We start from the raw sequence: 20,794 nt of genomic DNA on the forward strand, positions 1-20,794 counted from the left end.
TCTTATGTAGGATTTCACATGAGATTTCTCAAAACCTTTCAATTATCTTATAAACCTTTTAAAAAACTTTATGTAGAGAGCCATTATTCATCACGTAATGATGATCGGAAAATTTTGCATCCTCAGTATCTTGAGTAACATAAATTAGTTCTATTTGATTCTTTTTACATAAATCCACATAAATATTAATAAAATGTTCCTTTTCTGAGATATTGCTGAATCCTTCATCAACCAAAATTAGATTAGGTTTTGTTAAAATAGCTGTAACTAATGACACTTTCTCTTTATTTCCTAAGCTCAAATTACCTACTTTTTTATTCTCATCTGGAACTCCGAGTAATTTAGCTAACTCCATTATTTCTTTATCATCTACTTTTCTTCCCTTTAGTTTAGCTCCCCATGTCAGATGTTTCTTTAAGTCCAATGTGGGAATATAACTTTCTGGAGTTACTAATACAATGTTTCTCTTATTAATGGGTAAATTTGTAATATCTATGTTATTTAATTTAACATACCCTTCGTCTGGTTTTAAAATTCCGGCTATCACGTTTAATAATGTGCTTTTCCCACTACCATTTTTACCAGTAATTGCAATTATACCTTTTTCAGAAAAGTTAACATTTAACAAAAAAGCCTGTAATCTCTTTTTTACATATACCTCAATCATTCTAAGTATTTATTTATAGTACTCTCTAAAGTATCTTCATCAACAGCCCCAACTAAAGAGTCAACTAATTGACCATTAACGAAAATTAACGTAGTAGGTATGTTAAGTACACTATACTTATCTGCAATCTTTTGATTCTCATCAACATTTAATCTTCCAAAAACTGCTTTACCTTTATACTTTTCAGCAACTTTTTTGTAAATTGGTTCATAAAGGTGGCATGGAGCGCACCATTCTGCCCAGCAATCTACTAAAACTAACTTATTATTTCTAATTACTTCATCGAAGTTCTCTTCAGTTAAGACTAAGGTAGCATCCTCCTTCTTTTTACCATACTCCTCAGCCTTCTTTTGCAACCTTTCAGCAACTTCCCTAATTAATGAATCAATTTCGCTCAATCCTATCTACCACATAAACTTTCTTCAATCTCTTATAAAAAGCTACCCTAGAATTTACATAATTAAGTAATTCATCTTCAATCCCAGTCTTGAGCTCCTTTACCTTAACCAAGGCAATAGGTTGTTGTCCTAGATTTCCAGCGTCTTCTCCTATAACTTTCACGTCTTCCACCAGTGGATGAGTCTTCAAGATTTCCTCTAAATCTCTCGGAAATATCGGATATCCCTTAAATTTTAGCATCCTCTTTTTAATTCCTCTAAAATACAATAGGCCCTTTTCATCAATCCTAACTAAATCACCCGTTCTTAGCCATCCCTCATTAAACGCTCGAGCTGTCTCCTCTCTATCCTTATATCCTAACATTAGCCAAGGAGCCTTAACCCATAACTCCCCTTCATTATTCTCCTTCCCCTCGTTATCTACTATCTTTATTTCAACGCCCGGCAAGGGTTTTCCTATTGAAATTACACCAGCCAGTTCCTTGGGCTGGAAAGTTATAATTAAACCTTCAGTAAAACCATACTGTTGAACAATATCTTTTCCGTACTTACTCTTAAAGGTGTTTACGGTTGATGGAAACAACGGAGCAGCAGAGCTTACACATAATTCTAAACTATCTAATTTCCTTTTTTCCTCGTTATTCAAGTAATCGTAAACAGTTGGAACAGTTGATAGGTAGTTAATGTTATATTTATTTATACTTTCAATGGCTTCATTGACGTTAAACTTACCCATAACATATAGCGTTCCTCCAGCTTCCAAGGTAACACCTAACACGCTATTTCCTAAGACGTGAGCTATAGGGACTGTTAGTATTCCCCTAATCTCTTTAAGGTTAATCGAATTGTAAAGCGTTGCAGAATTAAGTTCAACCCTACTGGCACTATGCAATACTTGCATCGTCCTTCCTGCTATTCCAGCATAATAGTAAATTAGGCCTACCTCGTCTTCTCTATACTCGTATGGTTTTGTAAAAATGTCTTTTCCCTTCTTATTGACTATAACCTTATACGATTTGAGAACATCGTATTCTCTCTTATGTATTTCCTCGTCGGTTATTATTAGATCAGGATTTGAGTCATCCAAAATGAACTTTAAATCTTCTGCTGAAGTTAATGGATCAACCGCAACTACCTTTCCCCCAGCCCAATATATTGCCAAATAGTTAATTACTGACTGAAGGGAATTAGTCATCACATGAACTACAGTATCTCCAGGTGAGATATTGGAAGCAACATATGCTACCTCTCTTGCAGCTTGTTCGTAAGTAATTGACTGATTTTTATCAATTAAAAAGGTTTTTGAAGGAGTTTCTTTATACCACTTATAAAGTAACGTTGCTAGACTCACAGTTTCCTTTTTTATCACACAATCTTATTAATTCTTATGATAAAGATTATTGGGCTTTCACGCATTCACATTACGTTGTTTGACCTTGAGGGGAAATACGGCAGAATTGATGGTGGGGTAGGAGTCGCCTTAAAATATCCTAGGATAGTGGTTAGGAGTGGCAATTGTTTCAAGCCTGAAGTCTCTTTACCCTTTGAGGTCCCTAAAATGTGTATAGAGGAGGACTTTGAAGAGCATATAGGACTTGGTCATACTACACAATATCTGTTATCAGTAGCTAAGCTATCCGCTGAGTATAATTTTAAGAGACTCAGCTCATATGAACTAGCCAAATTGGTAAAACGAGGTGGAACATCCGGAGTCGGAGTTTACGCCTTCGATTATGGGGGTTTTATAGTAGATGGTGGGCATTCCACTAAAGTAAAAAGGGAGCTACTGCCATCGGATTTCTCCTCTGCTCCTCCTCCCCCATTAATAGCTAGGCTAAATTTTCCCTGGTATATTTACGTTAATGTACTTAAGGGTGGTAGAAGAATATTTGGTAAGGATGAGATTAAGGCATTTAAGGAGGCTAAACTGGAGGGATTAGACACTTTAGCGAGAGTAGTCTTAATGGAGTTAATTCCATCAGTTGCAGAAAAAGATTTAGAAGGGACACTAGATGCGATCTCGTTAATACAAAATTTGGGATTTAAGAAAGTTGAGGTCTCTTTGCAAGCTGATGAGGTCAAAAAACTTATGAATGATATGGCTAAAATTGGTTTTCCTGCGGGCCTTTCCTCCTTTGGCCCTGCTGTCTATACATTCGTTAGCTCTAAAAGGGAGGGTGAGGAGTTAATTTCAAGATTTGATGGGTTTATATCTGAACCAAATAATGAGGGTGCTAAGGTATTCTGGAGTACGATAAATTCGTAATTAGTGATTTGAAAGAAGTATATGGTGAATACTTAAATGACTTCCTAGATGCCATAAGGAAGCCGAATCCTAGATTATACGTTAGGGTGAATACCCTAAAGACCTCTGTAGAAAGTATACTGGAAAAGCTTCCACATTTTAAGTTAGACGAAGATTTCAAAGAGGCAATTTACACTGAGATAAAAGGACCAAATGAGATTAACATTCGTCAAAATAAGGTTATTGTAGATAAGAAAACTGCTGAGAGCGTTATGCTAGGTGCTAACGTTTACAAACCGGGTCTGAAGAGGGTTGTAATTAATGATCCCAAGGATAAAATGGTTACAGTTTATAGTGATCATGAGATACCAGTAGCTGAGGGTAAATACTATGGTACGAATACTGATTTGATAGTAGAGGTTACGAATTCCTTATACACTTCTCCTAAATTAGCTGATTTATCAGAGTTGAAGAATGGACTAATATACGTTCAAGGTAAGGCATCGATGTACGTTGCTCATTTACTTGATCCACAGCCTAATGAGAAAATCGTAGATATGACTGCATATGCCGGTGGGAAATTAACTCATATTTATCAGTTAGAGCCTAGAGTTAAGCTTATTGGTTTTGATCATACTGAGAAGAAGGTAGAGAAATTACGGGATTTAGTAAATAAGATGGGAATGAGAATAGAAATATACAAGGCAGATTCAAGATATCTTTACGAGGATTATAATATAAGGGATGTCGATAAAGTGATTATTGATCCCCCATGTTCAGCGTTGGGGATAAGACCTAAATTATACGATAAGAAAACTGAACAAGATATACTTAATTTCCATAAATATCAGAAGCAATTCCTAAATTCCGCTTATAAGATTTTAAAGAAAAATGGTGTGGTAATTTATTCTACTTGTACTGTAACGACATGGGAGAACGAGAAGGTTATAAATGATCCTAGATTTTCAGTAGAATACGAGATTAGATTTCATCCCCATATTCACGAAATTACCGGTTTTTTCATAGCTAAGCTAATAAAGAAAGGCTAAAAATTCTATATATGCCAATAGAAGAATATTTAGGTAAAACCCCAAAGGTTTCTCAGAAAGCGTACATACATCCTACTTCTTATATCATAGGTGATGTAGAAATAGGTGATTTGACTAGTATATGGCATTATGTTGTGATTAGGGGAGATAATGATAGTATAAGAATTGGCAAGGAATCTAACGTGCAAGAGAATACTACAATCCACACAGATTATGGATATCCAGTTGAAATTGGTGATAAAGTCACAATTGGACATAACGCTGTTATTCATGGTGCTAAAGTTTCATCACACGTTATTGTGGGAATGGGGGCAATATTACTTAATGGATCTCAAGTTGGGGAATACTCAATTATTGGAGCTGGGTCTGTGGTTACTCAAGGTACTGTTATCCCTCCCTATAGCGTAGCAGTTGGAGTTCCCGCAAAGGTTATCAAGAAGTTAAGAGAAAATGAGATTACAATAATTGATGAAAATGCTGAAGAATATTTAAAGCATACAAGGAGGTTATTAAAATTATGAATAAGGATCTAAAAGCCATAAAATGGTTTATTATCACTCAAATTCTCAAGGATCCTTTTAATCCCGCATATGCAACATTCAAGGTAACATCCAGATGTAATTTGAGATGTACGTTCTGTTCTCCATCATATTACTCTGGGGAATTGGGAGAGGGAAGTACAGAAAGAGTGAAAAAGATAATAGACAATTTGAGGAATTCGTCAATAGTTGTTTTATCGTTTGAAGGTGGAGAGCCAACTTATAGGCCAGACATTTTAGATCTTTTAGAATACGCACACGATGGATCCTTTTACGTTATGCTCACAACCAATGGTTATAGGCTTAAAGATGAGAATTTCCTCACCAAATTAGCAGACAAGATAGACTTCTTGCACTACTCAATAGATGAATATCATTGGAATGTAAAGGAATTAGACAATTTATGTAGATTTAGACAATATGGTCTTAAGGTTAACGTTCAAACTGTAGTTACCAGATATAACCTCCATAAATTGGAGGAAAAAGTTAGAAAGGTCGCAGAATGTGGATACAAGATTCTTGCAATGCCAGCAGTAGATTACCCCAATTCGAAGGTAAAGTTAGCACCAGATCCGTATGAATTTTATAAAGTATTATACGATCTCAAGAGAAAGTATGGTTCCACTTTAAATAACTCGTGGGGATTCATAAATGCCATAATAGGCAAGATACCCAAAAGGGTGGTAAGTTACGCAATAACAATATATCCTAATGGTGACTTACCTTACCCAGATGATATAAATGGGGACATAGTGGGTAATGTAGCCGAAAAACCGCTAAATAAGATATTGCAATCTAAAAAAGTGAAGGAATTACAGCAGAAAATGCTAGAAAACCAAGCTAAATTTGAATACTTACATTTACAAACTGCTTCATTCAATAGCATTAGAGATTTGGCGTCATATGTTAGTGAAATGTTAAAGTGGCGTTTTACTGGAAGAGCTTGACATTGCCTTAAGGTATTCATTCCTTAAGTCGTCTAAAACTAGATGTGTATAAATTTGGGTTGTTTTTATATCCTTATGTCCTAGAAGCTTTTGCAACGTTATTACATTAATTCCCCTTTTTAGTGATAACGTAGCGAAGGTGTGCCTTAAAATGTGTGGTCTTAACTCAATTTCAACCTTATTGCCTAATCTCTTTAGCTTTCTATATAAAGCATCGTAAGTTATATCAAATAACTTCTCATCAAGTTTCTTTCCCTTCATGTATTTTCTCAACAGTTGCTTAGTCTCATCGGTAAAGAAAACTACTCTTTCCTCACCATTCTTAGTATTCCTGACTCTAATCATGTTATTTTCCAAATCCACATCCTTTACTAATACCGATAGTAGTTCATTTGCACGCAAGCCAGTATCTAATAATAATCTTATTATTAATTTATCCTTAGTTCTCTTGCACGTGTTAAGAACTTTCTGAATTTGACTCTCATCTAGAGCTTTAACTTCTTTTCTCCTTACTTTAGGAATAGGTGGCTTTACAGAAACGTTAAGCCATTTAAGGAATCTTCTCACTGCAATTATATAATATCTAATTGTAACACTCTTAGCTCTCCTTTTTTCCACCTCATCTCCTTTAACCTTACCCTCTCTGTTTAACAGATTAGAAATCCATTTGTTTAAATCTTCGCTAGTAACCTTTCTAGGATCCTTATTTATAAAGTCCAAGAAGTCCTTTACTGCGGTGGAGTAAAGCTTAATAGTTCCATTTCCGGCCCCTGCTAAAACTAACGCGTTTATGAAAGCGTTATAAAGATCTCCAGATTCTGGTGGAGAACCCAGCTCAAGTTTCACGTATGATATATAGTGGAGTTAAGTCTCAAAAGGATAAACTCTTAATAATATGGTATTACTTACCTTACTATGGTATCAATACTTCTGATTTCACTATTGTATCTAGGAATAATGTTGATAGCTGCCAAGATATCTGAGGAAATATTTAGGAGAATTGGTTTAGTAACTTTTGTTGGTCCTATATTAATGGGTATTCTACTTGGAAATGGTGTATTCGGAGTTATACAGATTAATGAGATTATCTCGTTTATTACATCTCTTGGTATAATTTTTCTATTATTCTTGGCTGGAGCTGAAGAGTTCGACGTGGAAAATAGACCTAATGCTAACATATTTCTAGCAGTAATATTAGAGTCAATTATACCATTTTCGGTAGTACTAGTTGCGCTCTATGTTGTAGACTCAAAGGACTCCCTAATTCTCGTAGCTCCATTGGCGATGAGTAGTGCTGGTCCGTTATCTAGAATGTTAATGGATGTTGAAATTTCTGAAAACAGAATTTCTAACCTAATTTTCCAACAAGTGATCTTAATAGAAATAATTTTTGTAATATTATTTGCGATATTCTTGAGGACTGGTAAAATTCTGATTACAATAATTGAAATTTTCTTAGTATTCGCATTTACGATAATGTTCGGTGGAACTTTAGCCAAGATTCTAGAGAGAATAGAGTATTATTTTAAGGCTAGAGAAATAGAGTTTGCTTTCCTTATTGCAATAATTTTAATTATAGGCTATTTATCAGAATTATACAAGTTTAATTCAGCTATATCTGCCTTCTTTTTGGGTATATTGCTAAAGAATTATTTAAAAGATAGGCCCGAATTGCTGGAGAGACTTCATGCATTTACATATGGATTCTTTGAACCATTATTCTTTTTGGGCATAGGCTTATATGTTACTGAACTAAACATAATTATTATTCTTTTTTTGCTCTTTTTCTCATTAATAATCGCTTCTAAATTCCTTGCAGGTTTTATTTCATCAAGAGTTGTAAAAATTGATGGGAAGATAAATGGAATTGCAACTAGTGTAAAGGGGGGAGTAGATTCATCATTATTACTTACAAGCTTAACTTTAGGATATATAAACGAATTCATGTACTCGTTTTCGATATTAGCGATTTCACTTTCAGCATTAATAGCTCCCCTTCTTTTTCAAATGAGCTACAAAGCTAGAAAGAAAATTTCAGAGAGTAAAAGGGTAAAGCTTTCTCAAGAGGTAATTAAGCTTCAAATAAAACCACTTTACGTTACATGTCAAGAGAATTTAAGGTCTGTAATTTCAAAAATTAGTGAAAGAGGCGTTAGGGGAATAGTTGTTGTAAATTATGAAAATAAACCACTTGGTTATGTGTCAATACAGACTCTGCTTGAAATTGATCCAGAACTATATGAAAATACTAAAGCTTGTGATGTGCTACTGGAAGAAGTTCCAATAGAATATGATAACGTGAAAATTATAGATCTGCTAAGAAAATTTAGGGAGACTGAGAAGCCAGTAATAGCAATTGTAAATAAGGAAGGAGTTTTAGTCACTACAGTTTATGAAAGAGAATTAGCGAGGTTTTTAATTTCCTTGTGAGCATTACATCATATGACAGTTTGGTATACGGGAACTGGTGATAAGGGTAAGACAAAATTACCTTCAGTTGGTGAGATTTGGAAGGATGACGATATTGTAAATGCTATTGGAGACCTTGATGAATTAAATGCCAGTTTAGGTGTAATTTCGTCCCTTTATCCACAACTCCGTGAAATTATAGTGAGAGTTCAATCAGACATATTCTCGCTCTCCTCGGAAATTGCAGGGTTCAACTTGAATTTTGAAGAAGATAAGGTAGAATGGATAGAAGAGGAGATCAATAATTTCTCTAAGGGTTTACCAGAGTTAAGAAATTTTATTTTGCCTGGTGGACATATCGCATCTTCATTTCTTCATCTAGCTAGAACAGTATGCAGAAGGAGTGAGAGAAGTGTAGTAAAGCTACTAAAGAGGAATAGGGCAAAGGAAGTCCACGTTAAATATCTTAATCGCCTATCCTCACTACTATTTGTTTTAGCGTTATATGTTAATAAGCAAGAGAATGTGCAAGAAATTATATGGAAACGTTAACTCCAATTCCTCTTTTTGAAGCTTCTTTGTAAGCTATATGGGCAGTTACATTATCCTCAGCTGCAATTCCCACGGTTTTAAATAATGACGGCCTCTCTACCTTTATACCCTTATCTATTATCTCCCCTAATTCCTTTATCATCTTATTTTCCAATAATCCCCTTTGTTTAGGAATAATGTAATCACCGCTCTCTTTAGAAACCGCTTCCAATGAGTCGACAATATAACTTTTTACCTTTACTATAGTATCATCGTCTATCTCTCTTGAATCGGGAGTATGGGCACCTATACTTGATACATGAAATACGTCCTTTAGATATTTTCCTAAGACTACTGGAACATTGGATGAAGTGGTTGCAAAAATGATATCTGAATTCTTCAATAATGTCTCTAAATCTGTAGCCTCACCGCCAATTTTCCTAGCCAATTCGAAGTGAGATTTTCTAGCAGAAATGTAAATTTTCTGAACTTTGAAGTACTCTAAGGCTAACTTGGCGTGATAATACGCTTCAATTCCCGCACCTATTATTCCCAAATTGCCAATATTTCTACCATTTATGGCTATTTCAGTTGATAATACACTTGCTGCAGCAGTTCTTATTGCAGTTAATGTTGTTCCATCAATTATCGCTAAAACTTCTCCGGAATCTGGTGACATCAATATTACAACGCCTTGAACTGACGGTAAACCTCTTTCTTTGTTCTCAGGTATAACGTTAACTATTTTGGTTACAAAAGAATAATCAGTAGATGAGGGCATTAGACCCCACCAATTTCCCTTTACACTCATCACTAAACGTTGTGGTTGATTTATCTTCTTCTGATAATTTAGTTTGAACGCCTCTCTTACTGAGTTTACGGCTATTTCAGCTTTGAACAGTTCATCTAGATCTTTTCTTGTTAAGATAATCATTAAGTTAAGATCTTTTTATCGATTATAAACTTTAACATTATTTTGGAATATTCTGATCAATATAAGAATTAACGCTAGGACTATATGCAGTATTATTTAAAAATGTTTTTAAGGGGCATTAAGGGCACATTAAAAGGGAAATCAATAATTAATGTTCTATCTAATGCATCTTGACCCATTGTATTTAATACTTACTAACATAATACTACTAAGCAAAAAGTTTATTTACAAACACGGTTTGCATAATGTGATGTCAGTAAATTTAAGAAAAGTACTTGTAACTGGTTTTATATCACTATTTGTAATTTTAATGTTAATACTTCCTATCACATTAGCGCAATCGCAAACGGTAACTAATATAACACTTGTTCCAACTGGCTTTATCACAATTCCTACAACTAGTTCATCTGCCTCGTTTACGGCTTATGTCATAAATAATAACCCAAATAGTGAAACAGTTACTGTTTATTTGAATGGTAACTCATATACTACAGTAACTATCCCTCCCTATTCTTACTCTCCAGTTACGTTATCTTTACCAACTGGTAAGAACGTTTTAACCGTAAACGGCCAGTCTCTAATAATTACCGTGAATAGCGTATCTAAGGTCGTATCTGCGAATATCTTGCTAAACAATAGCGCAAACTTAATATTAATAAATGGAATATCCGGTAAGCTTTACACAGTAAATCTAACAATTTCGAATATTCGTAACTGGAACACGTCTGTATCAACATATACCTATTCATCAGTATTTCTCACCAATATGTATAGGCTATACAATGCTCCATTTGAATTACAACCGCCCCTCTCAAACTCTTCTTACGTACCGATTCTAGTACCAAGTTACGTCTCACAAGGTCTATATTATTTCTACAATTACATTCAGTTCTACAATATTAGTAATTATCGACAAGTATTAGGATACGTTCCATTTGTAATTTTTGTAAATGTTAGTTATGGATTAAATGGTACTTTAGTTACGTCCAATACATATACGTCTAATAACATTACAGTGTCATTTGTGACAACAAATGGCTATATATACATTCTATCTAAATATCCATTTAGCTTGAGCGATAAAGTTATAGTGGAAGTTTTACCACAATCATCGTCTCTCAAGCCATTTACAACAGCCATAGGCAATTTCACTTCAACGCTGACAATAAATGGTCAACCAATTCAAGAACCTTACTTTGGCAGTAATAGCACTGAATTCGCATATGGTAGTTCTTGGATAGAATTAAAGATACCTGAACAGTATACTGGAACACAATATCAAATAAATATAACTTATATTACACCTCATGGTATAGTAAGCACTGGATTAATACCCACAATTACTTCCACTACAACAACCACCACGACCAGTACCACATCGACTACCAGCTCTACCACAACTACTACAACAACTTCTACAACGACCGCTTCGACTACAACTACATCTTCCTCAACTACTACAACGACTACTTCTACTTCCACGTCTTCAACCACGACTATATCCACAACCTCAACGACTTCAACTTCTACCACATCGACTACCACACCTACAACTTCTTCTTCAACAACCACGTCTGTTACTAGTTCCGGGATATCAACTCCAGTTATAATAGGTATTGTAATAGTTATAATAGTTATAGTAGTAGCTGCCGTAGTACTTTTAAGAAGAAGATAGAGAAAACACTAAAGAAATTTAGGCTTTTTTATTAAATTTTCATACCAGCTTCTATTACACTTCCATGTTTAATTACTTTTTCTGGTGAAATTAAAGCACCTAGTTTATTGAATCTAGGCCTACTTAGTGATTGTGCTGGATAACTTGCAGTTATGACAGAAGCCCCTATCTTAGCTCCTTTACCCACTATTGAGTAAGTCAAATAGGATTTAGAACCCACTTCAGCGAAGGGTTCAATTAGTGAATGAGCAATTTCACAGTAAGCCCCTATCTTAGCTCCCTCTTCTATGGAGGAATAGTCTCTAACTAAAGAAAACGATCCTACGTAAGCGTTTTTACCGATATAAGCTGGTCCTTTAATTATCGCATAATCTTCTATTATCGCATTATCTTCAACAATAACTCCCTTCCCAATTATCGCATCTTTCGAAATTTCAGCCTTATCTGATATAACGCTTTCCTTTCTCCTTAACAGCGTTTCTAATGCGAATAGTAAATCCTCTGGATAACCTATGTCAACCCAATTCTCTGACCAAATAAAATAGTTGAGTTTAGCTTCACTAGCAAGAAGATCAATATAATCCAGAAGAGAAGTGAAATTGTCCTTTGGTTTTGGTAATATGTAAGCTCCACCTAATGCTAGGGTTGAGCTTTCTTTAACCACCTTCAGTTTGTTGTCAACGATTTTAACTAGACCGTAAGTTTCTGTTCCCTCACTCACTGGTACCAACGGTATAACGGCTTGTCTCCCTGTCATTATGTAAGTGTCCATAAGGCTTTTGTAGAATTCCGCAGGTACAACAATATCACCAAATGCCAACACAAATACATCGTCATCAATCTTTTCCATACCATCTAGAACTGCACCATCAATTCCTTGTCTCTTTTGTACTATAGTTTCAAACGATACATCAAGTTTCTCAACCTCTTCTTCTATTTGATTTCCCTTCTCGTTTACGATTATCTCAAATTCTTTTACGCCTGCTTTCTTTAAACCATCTATTGTGTAGTTTATTATTGCTTTGCCTAGTACTGTGATAGCCTCTTTCTGAACCTTGTCAGTGTATGGCAATAATCCTTCTCCCTTTCCTCCAGCTAACACTATAGCTTTCATCTTTACTCAACCGTTACTGTTTTGGCCAGGTTTCTAGGCTTATCTGGATCGTATCCTCTTTTAACAGAAGCGTAATATGCTATTAGTTGAATTATTGGCGCTATTGCAAGTGAAGAGAGTTTTTCATCAGTATTTACTAGAATCTCAGTATCTGCGAAGTTAAGTCTCTTATTCACACTTATTGAATAAGTCTTACCACCTCTCGCTTTCATCTCTTGTAAATTCTTCTCCAATTCATCTACCAGTTCTCCATCGTTTATGAAGACTATTGGAAATCCATTCTCAACTAACGCTATCGGTCCATGTTTACTTTCTCCAGCTGGATACGCTTCAGCGTGGATGTACGCTATTTCCTTTATCTTTAATGCTCCTTCCATTGCTAAAGGTACTCCTAGACCTCTTCCCAAGTAATAGGCGTTGTTCTTGTTAGCCAACTCCTCCCCAATCTTCTTAGCAAATCCTTCCGTCTCAGTTATTATATTTCTAACTGTCTCGTGAGCGTTTTCTAGATAAGAGATGCTTTCCTTTTCTATTAGAGAATACAAGAAGAGTAAGGATGCAATTTCAGATGTGAAAGTTTTCGTAGCCGCCACTCCTATTTCTGGTCCAGCTCTCATATATAGTTTGTAATCGCTTTCCCTAGCTATGTCGCTCTCAATTACGTTTGTTAATGCAATTATCTTAGCCCCTTCCTCTTTGAATTTCCTAATACCCATTTTGACGTCTAGAGTTTCTCCACTTTGACTTATCGCAATTACAATATCACCTTTTTTAACTCTAAAATTATGATATTCTGAGGCAATTAATGGAATACTCATATATCCTTTTCTAGCAAGTAATAATGAGAAATAAAATCCAGCATGATAACTTGTTCCAGCAGCTGTGACTATTATTCTAGAGGACTTCCTTATTTCCTCAGCGATTTCACTTACCTTATCAATTTCACTTAAAAGTCCAGAGATCGTATCTTTAACAGCAATTGGACTTTCATGAATTTCCTTAAGCATAAAGTGAGGATATCCTTCTTTAGAGGCTGAGGATGCGTCCCAATCTATAATCTTTATCCTACTTGTGACATCTATTGGATTATCGTTTTCGTCTTCTATATAAACAGTATTCGGCGTTACATAGCCTAGCTCTCCATCAGATATTACTATAACCTTTCTGGTGTAAGGTAGAAATGAAGGAATATCACTAGCTATAAACGTCTTATCGTCTCCTAATCCTATTACTAATGGGTTATCTCTCTTTGCGAAGAAAATTCTCCTCTCTCCCTTAACTACTGCCAAAATCGCAAAGCTACCTTGAATGCTTTTTACTGCACTTCTAAAAGCTTGAAAAGTATCCATACCCCTTTTCATGTATTCCTCCATCATATGGGGTATTACCTCAGTGTCAGTCTCACTTTTGAACTTATGGCCTAGAGACTGTAACTCATCTCTTAGCTCTTTAAAATTCCTTATTGTTCCATTATGAATTACCGCTATATTATTACTACAATCTGTATGTGGATGAGCATTATAGTCAGTAGGGGCTCCATGAGTAGCCCATCTGGTATGTCCTAAAAACGCGTAACCAGACAACTCTTTAATATTCTTCTTCCTTACTACTTCCTCAACAGTACCCTTAGCCTTTCTTACCTCTAAATTAGCACTTGAAAGTGCAGCAACGCCAACACTATCATAACCCCTGTATTCTAGTCTATTAAGGCATGACACTACTAATTCAGCTAGTCTCTTGCTTTCCTTATTCGAAACAACCCCTATAATTCCACACACAATAATCTATCTTCTAGTTACTGGTAAATTAGACTTTTCCTCATATTATCGAAATATCGACACCATCTTTGATTAGAGTTGAATTAACTATCCTAGCGTTGTAGCTCTTTAAAAGAACTTCAGCCTCAACGGACTTTATACATATTATGGAACCTCCAGCCCCTCCCCCACTAATCTTACAACCTTTTATTCTCAATTGTTTAGCTCTAGAAACAATCTCATCAGCTTCTGGAGAAGTTATTCCTAATGAAAATAATAATCCATGATTTACGTACATTAAGAGTCCTAATTCCTCGTAATTTTGTTCAATTATTAAGGATTTAGCTCTATTAGTTATCTCACCTATTACATCCAATATATTATCGAAGACTTCCTTGTTTAACTCCTTAAGTTTTCTAACACGCCATAAGACATCAGCAGTACTCATACTCCTCCTTATGTAACCAGCTGTTAGTTCAAAATTAGTATCTATCCTTTCAAATCCCTCTCCTCCGGGCAGGAAATAAATCAAACCACCATAGGTTTCAGTATAAGTATCCATCCTACTTGCTATTCCTTGAACCTTTAACTCTATGTCGTGGGAAATTTTGGCTATTTCGTCTCTGTTTAAATCGATTCCCAAATATTTAGAATAAGCAGCAACAGTACCAACAATAACTGCAGCACTTGTACCTAATCCAACAGATGGTTCAACTGTGGAGTCTATTTCTATTTTAACTGGCTTCTTCATTTCAAAGTAATTCAATACTTCAAATACATACCTAAGTACTTTCTTCGCCTCATCACTCTCAATTTTCATCTCATTTAGATCTAACTTAACCCCTCTTATATTGAGGGACGGTGATATAATTAGGAATCTGTCACTCTCACTTACCCTAACCTTTAGGCTCTCTGAAATAGTCATTGCGATGGCCGGTCTATCATAAACTACAGCGTGTTCTCCAAATAATGTTAGCTTTAACGGAACCTTAGCTTCTACTCTCATCCCATGAAAAATCTGAATTTAAAATAAAAAGTTCATTTACGTCTTTTAGACTTACTTCCTCTCGTTAAGGGACCTTCCTCATTTTATTTAGGTCACATCTCTTACTAGAGAGGCATTAAAGGGTTAGTATCCAATTGCAGCGTGAAATATTTGTCTAGCTTCCTCCTAAAATTTCGTACTTCATTCACATCGCAAACTCAGCGGTTTTCGTGCTTATAGAGACTATAATAAAGTGGTAAGTTCTGCCTTTCCTTAACCTCATCCTTTATCTCCTTAACTAACTCCTCTACACTCATACTCTTTTGCTCATTATTCGCTCTAATTTTTACAGTAAGCGTACTAGTCTTCACTTCCCTTTCTCCTATAATTATGACGAAAGGTATCCACTCAGTCCCAGCTCTCCTTATCTTATTTCCTAAGCTATCATCCAAATCATCAATATTAACTCTTATTCCCTCCTTTCTTAACCTTTCCGCAACTTGTATTGAGAAATCTAAGAAGTCCTTCTTTACTGGTAACAGTCTAACTTGAATTGGATTAAGCCAATCTGGCAAAGTAGGAGGCTGTTTCCTAATCGATTCTAAAATAAAGTAATATACCAATCTTCCAACGTCCACATAAGTTCTACTCTCGTTTACCCACCAGACCTTAATTCTATTTTTGCTATCAATAATCTCTTTGGGAAAATCTAACTCCTTAACACCACCGTACACTGCTATTACCCTAGGATTCTCATTAATACATGGGAGAATTCTTCCGCTCTCAACATTTCGATAAAGTATACTCATTTCACCATTACTTACGTTTTCATTATTCTCGGATTCGAAAATTGGTTGAAGTATGTTCCTTAAATATCCTATTACTGCTCTCCTCATAAACGCGCTTTCAGCAGAGGTAGGAAATCCGAACTTTTCACAGTACTTCAACTCCTCACTTTTCTCCAACTCCTCACCCTTTCTTATTCTCCTAGATAACTCGCTTAAGGGATGGCCATAGCAAGATATTGAAAAAGCCTTGTACCAACCAAATGGTGCCCTATAAACCTTTACCTTATCCTTTAATAAGTTCTCCAACGATTCAAGCACCTTTATGGCAGTGTCTGGATTTGCTAAGTTAGAAGATAAGTGAGCATAAGGATAAATAACCACGGAAGCTGCTTTCACCTTACTGTAAACGTCTAAGATATCGTTTATGGCCTCGTTTAAAATCTCCTCATTATCACCTTTCTCCACTGTAGTAAAACAGACCAGAACGTTCTTTAACTCTATTGACTTTAATTTAGCCTCTTCTGGTTCCTTAATGGCTTTTTCCTTTACATTAAACGAGAAGTCCGACGCGTGAATAAATAGTATTATCACAAATTACGTCTACTTCAAACGTTTATAAACTAATTTCTTGACCATTTTCCGGAATTATTACTTCAACTCCAGTCTCTTGCTTTATTAAATCAGCCAATGACGTTTCGTTATCTGGAGAACCGTGAACTAGTACCGCCTTTTCCAAACCCTTAATCGATTTGACTATCTCTAGAAGTTGTCTTCTCCCAGCATGACTTGAAAAGTCAAAGATCTCCAATCTAGCCTTTAATAACCCAGAATACTCATCGAACTTACCCATTTCCAATAACCTCCTCCCCGGTGTGTTAATAGCTTGATAACTAACTAAGAATATCGCATTCTTACTACTTTCTGAAAGCTTTTTGAAGTAATAAACAGCTGGTCCACCCTTAAGCATTCCCGCACTGGCAACGATAACTCCTCTCTCCTTCCATGCTCTATGTCTATCCTCCCATCCCTTAACGTAATTGAAATTATCGTAAGCCTTCTTAAGTAAATCTGGTTTATTTAAAAACTCCCTAAAACCAAGCATTATCTCCGTTATCTCTCTAGACATTCCATCATAGTAAACTGGATAAGGGAAATCCCTTTCCGCCAATACAGACAACACTTCTTGGCTTCTCGCTAAACTAAAAGCCGGTACTAAGACAGTCCCACCACTCTCAACGACTTCTAAAACCTTCTCGTAGAACTCGTTCTCAACGTCTTTCCTATTAGGATGGTTAAATTTACCATAAGTCGACTCCATGACTAGAACATTTGCATTCCCTATACTCTCAATTTCTGCTGGTTTCATCAATTTAGTCTCAGTTAAGTTAATGTCTCCGGTAAATGCTACTGCGCCTTTCTCTGATGATACCTTAATAATGGAACTTCCAGGTATGTGGCCGGCATTATATAGTGAGACTTTCATACTATCAATTTCCGTCTCTTCCCCATATCCAATCGCCATGAAATTGTCCATGGTCTTCCTTACCTCAACCCACTCGTAAGGTATTTTAGAACCGGAAAGCTTTAGGAAGTCCTTTAACATAACCTCAGTTATTATCCTAGTTGCCACAGTGCCGTAGACCTTAGTATTCAATGAGCCTATTTGATAGATTGGCAAAGCTCCTACATGGTCTAGGTGTGCATGAGATACGACAAAGCCCTTTACTCTATTAGGCACTTCCTGCAATGGAAAATTTGGATTATCCTTTTCATCAAAGTTCACTCCATAATCTAGTATGATACTGCTGTCGCTATTTCCGACCTCAATAGCAGACCTGCCTACCTCTCTTCCTCCACCTAATATTTTCAGAAAGTAATTCATTTGTGAAATATTGTAACCGCAAACTATTAAGTTTACTTCTTCTTCAATAAAACTTGTAATGGCAAAAATTAAACCCTCAGACCTAAAGAAAATGGAAAGAATGGGAATAAAAACTGAACAAATAAACGCAATTAGAGTGATAATTGAGACTAATGAAAAGAATATAGTAATTGAAAATCCCACTGTTACGAAAACAAACGTCATGGGCAATGAGGCAATTGTTATATTTGGAGGAGAAACTAGGGAAGAACAAAAACATAACCAAGTAGAGATAAAAGAAGAAGATGTCAAATTCGTCGCCGAGCAAACTGGTAAAAGCGAAAAGGAAGCGAGAGAGGCCTTAATTAAGGCAAATGGTGATATAGCAAAGGCAATTATGATTCTGCAAGGAGAGACTTCAAACCCTTAATCAAATCCTCCTCAGTTGGCTTCGTAGAGACTATAATATTTATTCCTTCAACCTCACTTAGCATCAATGCTAAAGGATCTAGCTTAATTGGTCTGTGGAAAACAACTATTTGAGGCCTTATTGGGGCAACCTTAAGAGCTATCATTGGAGACCTACCGCTACTTACCCTCGTGAAGACCACAACCCTATTCACCATCATGCTCAAAACTTGATAAAACTCCAAGCCGCTTAAGCTGAGAATAGCCCTAATACTATCAGTAACAATATAACCATAAATCTTCTTATCAGCAACAAAAGAGTTTACAACAACACCGTCAACAGCCCTAATTAACTTATCTATGCCAATAGGAGAATTGAAATCCCTCATATCAATAATGAAAGGAAAATTTATACCAAACATCTTAGCCAATTCTTTAATAACCTTATAACCCCTCCTGGCGTCTATAGAAATCAAAGCTAGCACATACCGCTTAATGAACTCACTACCAGCTTGCCTTCTCCCCCTCTCGTAATCTGCAATAACGGATTGCTTAATCCCCATCTCCCTAGCCAATTCGCCTTGAGAAACATTAAACATCTCTCTCCATTTCCTTAAAGATCCCGACACATCCTTACTCCAAACAATGTCTCCAGATATTCTCTTTCCAATGGTCTCTATTGCATAGGAGTCAAATAGTTCATCAACTGCCATTAGTGTTATAAACACGCGTTATAATTTAAATAATAGGGGTCCGTGGTCTAGCCTGGACTAGGATGCGACGTTCGGGTCGTCGTGGTCCCGGGTTCAAATCCCGGCGGACCCATACACAAGATGTAAAAAGTTTTTCCTTAAAAAAAGATACAAAACGGTCCGTCCGTGTAAGTTCCTCATGAGTAGTAGTAGCAGAGTATTGAATAAATTATTAAATACAACCCACTAGTTTAAATGTACTTCTTTATGATCTTTAACACAGCCTCAGCTACGTTATCCCAACTGGAATGTAACTTTAAAAACTCCATTAACTTATTTCCATTCATTATTTCTTCAATTTTACTCTCATTCATTTTATAGAATCTTAAAGCATTTTGCGCCATGCTTCCCTTATCGAACTCCTTAACTATACTAACGCTTTCTAAACCCCCATAAACGCTTTTAATTGCGGGAATACCATACGCAACAACTGGAGTACCTAGAGCTAAGGACTCTAAGACTACTAGGGAAAAACCATCAACATGAGAAGGGTAAATAAGAACCTTAGCCCTTGACACAATTTCAGCTAACTCCTCTCTCTTCACAAAACCCTTATACTCAACCTTCAAATCGTATTTTCTAACCTTAGACCAAAACCTCCTCTCGCTATACTTATCGAAAAACTTACCCATTACAACTAACCTTATCCTATTACCACTCTTCTTTTCCATTATGCGTAAAATGTCTGGCAATTCGTGAAATCCCTTATCTTGATTCAACCGACTCCAGAATATAACGTAATCCTCCTTTCCTTTGTTTCTATACTTCATGAGAAATGGGTCAAAAGCGTTACCAGGTTTTATAATTTCCCCTTCCAAGCCTGACTCAATCAAAGGGGCTTCGCTAACACCAGCCAGAAAAGTTGGCTTATTACTTACCTCTTTTTTTAGTAATCTCTTATACAGAAATTTCACATACTCGTTATATAAGAACCTAGTGTGAAAACCTTTGCCAGTATACGGATTAACACCATAAAATTTCATTAACCTTCTCAAGTATCTTAAAGAATCGTTATAAAATGGGGGTTCATGGAAAGTTATACCGTACTTTGTATTCCTAGCCAAGTAGAAAATGTCAAGCGATGTATGGTCTGGTTGATACAAAATATCAGCGTCAACCTTATAATCTTTAGAGAACTCCTTAGCGACCTTATCAGCGAATAAAAACCTCTTAATTTTACTAATCTTCTCCCTCTCTTCCAATATCTTATAAAACTCCTCAGCAATTCTTATGCCTTGGCTTTCCAACTCCTTTGCCTTCTTTTTTACTACTTCCTTATCCCAAACTAGGACTGGGCTTGTAGGGTAGTAGATAATTTTGAAGTGATTTTTAAGCCTAATTGTAACCTCATAAGCATGAACTGAGCCTCCTCCCGCAAAGTATGGTGATAGAAATTTGTCGTAAACGATTCCAAGTGTAGTCATTTTTCCTATCCAATCGCATAAACTTTATTTAGTCTAAATAAAAATTCTTAACCAGTGGGCCGGTAGCTCAGCCTGGAAGAGTGCTCGGTTGGCATCCGAGAGGTCCCGGGTTCAAATCCCGGCCGGTCCACTGCGTTAGGGGGAACACCCCCTAAAACCCCCAATGTTATTTTTACAACCTTATCTAAAGGTCCTACGTAATGGTCCCTTCTGTTACCTTCATTATCCTTCTCTATCTTGTGAACATAATACTTCTTCCCTCTCTGACGAATCTTATATTGCCCGGCTGAGAAAACTCTATAAACCATATT

At 36.0% G+C, this 20,794-nt stretch carries 20 protein-coding genes, 2 tRNA genes and 1 pseudogene; 10 read left to right on the forward strand and 13 right to left on the reverse strand.

Annotation, left to right across the window (positions count from 1 at the left end; all coding sequences use genetic code 11):
* Positions 1 to 58: 58 nt before the first annotated feature.
* Genes YN1551_RS05215 through YN1551_RS05225 form a run of 3 tightly spaced genes read right to left on the reverse strand, consistent with a single transcriptional unit; the run spans position 59 to position 2,434 of the window.
* Positions 59 to 667 carry an ATP-binding cassette domain-containing protein gene (locus YN1551_RS05215; protein WP_012713955.1) on the reverse strand — a complete coding sequence of 203 codons (609 nt, stop codon included), beginning with the start codon at positions 665 to 667 and terminating at the stop codon, positions 59 to 61.
* A complete protein-coding gene (gene trxA, locus YN1551_RS05220) occupies positions 664 to 1,065 on the reverse strand; it encodes a thioredoxin (RefSeq protein WP_012711712.1) in 402 nt (133 codons plus the stop codon). Before trxA ends, YN1551_RS05215 begins: the two co-directional genes overlap by 4 nt.
* Positions 1,052 to 2,434, reverse strand: coding sequence for a class I adenylate-forming enzyme family protein (locus YN1551_RS05225; RefSeq protein ID WP_012713953.1), 1,383 nt, complete (start codon positions 2,432 to 2,434; stop codon positions 1,052 to 1,054). The genes trxA and YN1551_RS05225 overlap by 14 nt, the downstream gene beginning before the upstream one ends.
* Positions 2,435 to 2,452: 18 nt before the next feature.
* On the opposite strand from YN1551_RS05225, the gene YN1551_RS05230 reads away from it, so the two are divergent.
* Genes YN1551_RS05230 through YN1551_RS05245 form a run of 4 tightly spaced genes read left to right on the forward strand, consistent with a single transcriptional unit; the run spans position 2,453 to position 5,845 of the window.
* Positions 2,453 to 3,331 carry a beta-ribofuranosylaminobenzene 5'-phosphate synthase family protein gene (locus YN1551_RS05230; RefSeq protein WP_012711710.1) on the forward strand — a complete coding sequence of 293 codons (879 nt, stop codon included), beginning with the start codon at positions 2,453 to 2,455 and terminating at the stop codon, positions 3,329 to 3,331.
* Between the two features lie 8 nt (positions 3,332 to 3,339).
* On the forward strand, positions 3,340 to 4,359 hold the full coding sequence (locus YN1551_RS05235) for an RsmB/NOP family class I SAM-dependent RNA methyltransferase (protein ID WP_012713952.1): 1,020 nt from the start codon (positions 3,340 to 3,342) through the stop codon (positions 4,357 to 4,359).
* A gap of 11 nt (positions 4,360 to 4,370) precedes the next feature.
* Positions 4,371 to 4,880 (forward strand): DapH/DapD/GlmU-related protein, encoded by a 510-nt coding sequence (locus YN1551_RS05240; protein WP_012713951.1) that lies wholly within the window; start codon positions 4,371 to 4,373, stop codon positions 4,878 to 4,880.
* Entirely contained in the window at positions 4,877 to 5,845 is a 969-nt protein-coding gene (locus tag YN1551_RS05245) for a radical SAM protein (protein ID WP_012713950.1), read from the forward strand. Before YN1551_RS05240 ends, YN1551_RS05245 begins: the two co-directional genes overlap by 4 nt.
* On the opposite strand, the gene xerA is transcribed toward YN1551_RS05245, so the two are convergent.
* Positions 5,816 to 6,691, reverse strand: coding sequence for a site-specific tyrosine recombinase/integron integrase (xerA, locus tag YN1551_RS05250; RefSeq protein WP_012713949.1), 876 nt, complete (start codon positions 6,689 to 6,691; stop codon positions 5,816 to 5,818). The genes YN1551_RS05245 and xerA overlap by 30 nt on opposite strands.
* 69 nt (positions 6,692 to 6,760) lie before the next feature.
* Here xerA and YN1551_RS05255 point away from each other — a divergent pair, with 69 nt between their 5' ends.
* Together YN1551_RS05255 and YN1551_RS05260 are read left to right on the forward strand one after the other, a co-directional pair.
* Positions 6,761 to 8,275, forward strand: a complete 1,515-nt coding sequence (locus YN1551_RS05255) for a cation:proton antiporter domain-containing protein (RefSeq protein WP_012717329.1) — start codon at positions 6,761 to 6,763, stop codon at positions 8,273 to 8,275.
* A gap of 12 nt (positions 8,276 to 8,287) precedes the next feature.
* On the forward strand, positions 8,288 to 8,806 hold the full coding sequence (locus tag YN1551_RS05260; protein ID WP_012717330.1) for a cob(I)yrinic acid a,c-diamide adenosyltransferase: 519 nt from the start codon (positions 8,288 to 8,290) through the stop codon (positions 8,804 to 8,806).
* On the opposite strand, the gene YN1551_RS05265 is transcribed toward YN1551_RS05260, so the two are convergent.
* Positions 8,790 to 9,719: an ornithine cyclodeaminase family protein gene (locus tag YN1551_RS05265; RefSeq protein ID WP_012713947.1), complete on the reverse strand. Its 930-nt coding sequence runs from the start codon at positions 9,717 to 9,719 to the stop codon at positions 8,790 to 8,792. The genes YN1551_RS05260 and YN1551_RS05265 overlap by 17 nt on opposite strands.
* A gap of 151 nt (positions 9,720 to 9,870) precedes the next feature.
* Here YN1551_RS05265 and YN1551_RS15795 point away from each other — a divergent pair, with 151 nt between their 5' ends.
* Positions 9,871 to 11,394 (forward strand): hypothetical protein, encoded by a 1,524-nt coding sequence (locus YN1551_RS15795; protein WP_012717331.1) that lies wholly within the window; start codon positions 9,871 to 9,873, stop codon positions 11,392 to 11,394.
* Between the two features lie 31 nt (positions 11,395 to 11,425).
* Here YN1551_RS15795 and YN1551_RS05275 read toward each other — a convergent pair whose 3' ends face one another.
* From YN1551_RS05275 to YN1551_RS05295, 5 genes are all read right to left on the reverse strand, one after another.
* A complete protein-coding gene (locus YN1551_RS05275; protein WP_012717332.1) occupies positions 11,426 to 12,508 on the reverse strand; it encodes a sugar phosphate nucleotidyltransferase in 1,083 nt (360 codons plus the stop codon).
* Positions 12,509 to 12,510: 2 nt separating this feature from the next.
* Positions 12,511 to 14,286, reverse strand: a complete 1,776-nt coding sequence (glmS, locus tag YN1551_RS05280) for a glutamine--fructose-6-phosphate transaminase (isomerizing) (protein WP_012717333.1) — start codon at positions 14,284 to 14,286, stop codon at positions 12,511 to 12,513.
* Positions 14,287 to 14,326: 40 nt separating this feature from the next.
* Positions 14,327 to 15,271, reverse strand: a complete 945-nt coding sequence (gene mvk / locus YN1551_RS05285; RefSeq protein WP_012711699.1) for a mevalonate kinase — start codon at positions 15,269 to 15,271, stop codon at positions 14,327 to 14,329.
* 197 nt (positions 15,272 to 15,468) lie between these two features.
* The gene (locus YN1551_RS05290; protein WP_012713944.1) at positions 15,469 to 16,629 is read right to left on the reverse strand and encodes a threonyl-tRNA synthetase editing domain-containing protein; all 1,161 of its coding nucleotides are present in this window, start codon (positions 16,627 to 16,629) and stop codon (positions 15,469 to 15,471) included.
* A gap of 22 nt (positions 16,630 to 16,651) precedes the next feature.
* Positions 16,652 to 17,920, reverse strand: coding sequence for an MBL fold metallo-hydrolase (locus YN1551_RS05295; protein ID WP_048052117.1), 1,269 nt, complete (start codon positions 17,918 to 17,920; stop codon positions 16,652 to 16,654).
* A 58-nt stretch (positions 17,921 to 17,978) separates the two neighbouring features.
* Here YN1551_RS05295 and YN1551_RS17415 point away from each other — a divergent pair, with 58 nt between their 5' ends.
* The gene (locus YN1551_RS17415) at positions 17,979 to 18,329 is read left to right on the forward strand and encodes a nascent polypeptide-associated complex protein (RefSeq protein WP_012713942.1); all 351 of its coding nucleotides are present in this window, start codon (positions 17,979 to 17,981) and stop codon (positions 18,327 to 18,329) included.
* On the opposite strand, the gene YN1551_RS05305 is transcribed toward YN1551_RS17415, so the two are convergent.
* On the reverse strand, positions 18,295 to 19,020 hold the full coding sequence (locus YN1551_RS05305; protein ID WP_012716376.1) for a helix-turn-helix domain-containing protein: 726 nt from the start codon (positions 19,018 to 19,020) through the stop codon (positions 18,295 to 18,297). The genes YN1551_RS17415 and YN1551_RS05305 overlap by 35 nt on opposite strands.
* Before the next feature lie 36 nt (positions 19,021 to 19,056).
* On the opposite strand from YN1551_RS05305, the gene YN1551_RS05310 reads away from it, so the two are divergent.
* A tRNA-Pro gene (locus YN1551_RS05310) sits at positions 19,057 to 19,132 on the forward strand.
* Positions 19,133 to 19,250: 118 nt separating this feature from the next.
* Here YN1551_RS05310 and YN1551_RS05315 read toward each other — a convergent pair.
* Positions 19,251 to 20,483: a glycosyltransferase family 4 protein gene (locus YN1551_RS05315; protein ID WP_012713940.1), complete on the reverse strand. Its 1,233-nt coding sequence runs from the start codon at positions 20,481 to 20,483 to the stop codon at positions 19,251 to 19,253.
* A 56-nt stretch (positions 20,484 to 20,539) separates the two neighbouring features.
* Here YN1551_RS05315 and YN1551_RS05320 point away from each other — a divergent pair.
* A tRNA-Ala gene (locus YN1551_RS05320) sits at positions 20,540 to 20,613 on the forward strand.
* 28 nt (positions 20,614 to 20,641) lie between these two features.
* Here the strand turns inward: YN1551_RS05320 and YN1551_RS17420 are convergent.
* Positions 20,642 to 20,791: pseudogene (locus tag YN1551_RS17420) on the reverse strand (putative integrase); the annotation flags it as partial.
* Positions 20,792 to 20,794 lie beyond the last annotated feature (3 nt).

Source organism: Sulfolobus islandicus Y.N.15.51 (assembly GCF_000022485.1).
Lineage (GTDB): Archaea > Thermoproteota > Thermoprotei_A > Sulfolobales > Sulfolobaceae > Saccharolobus > Saccharolobus islandicus.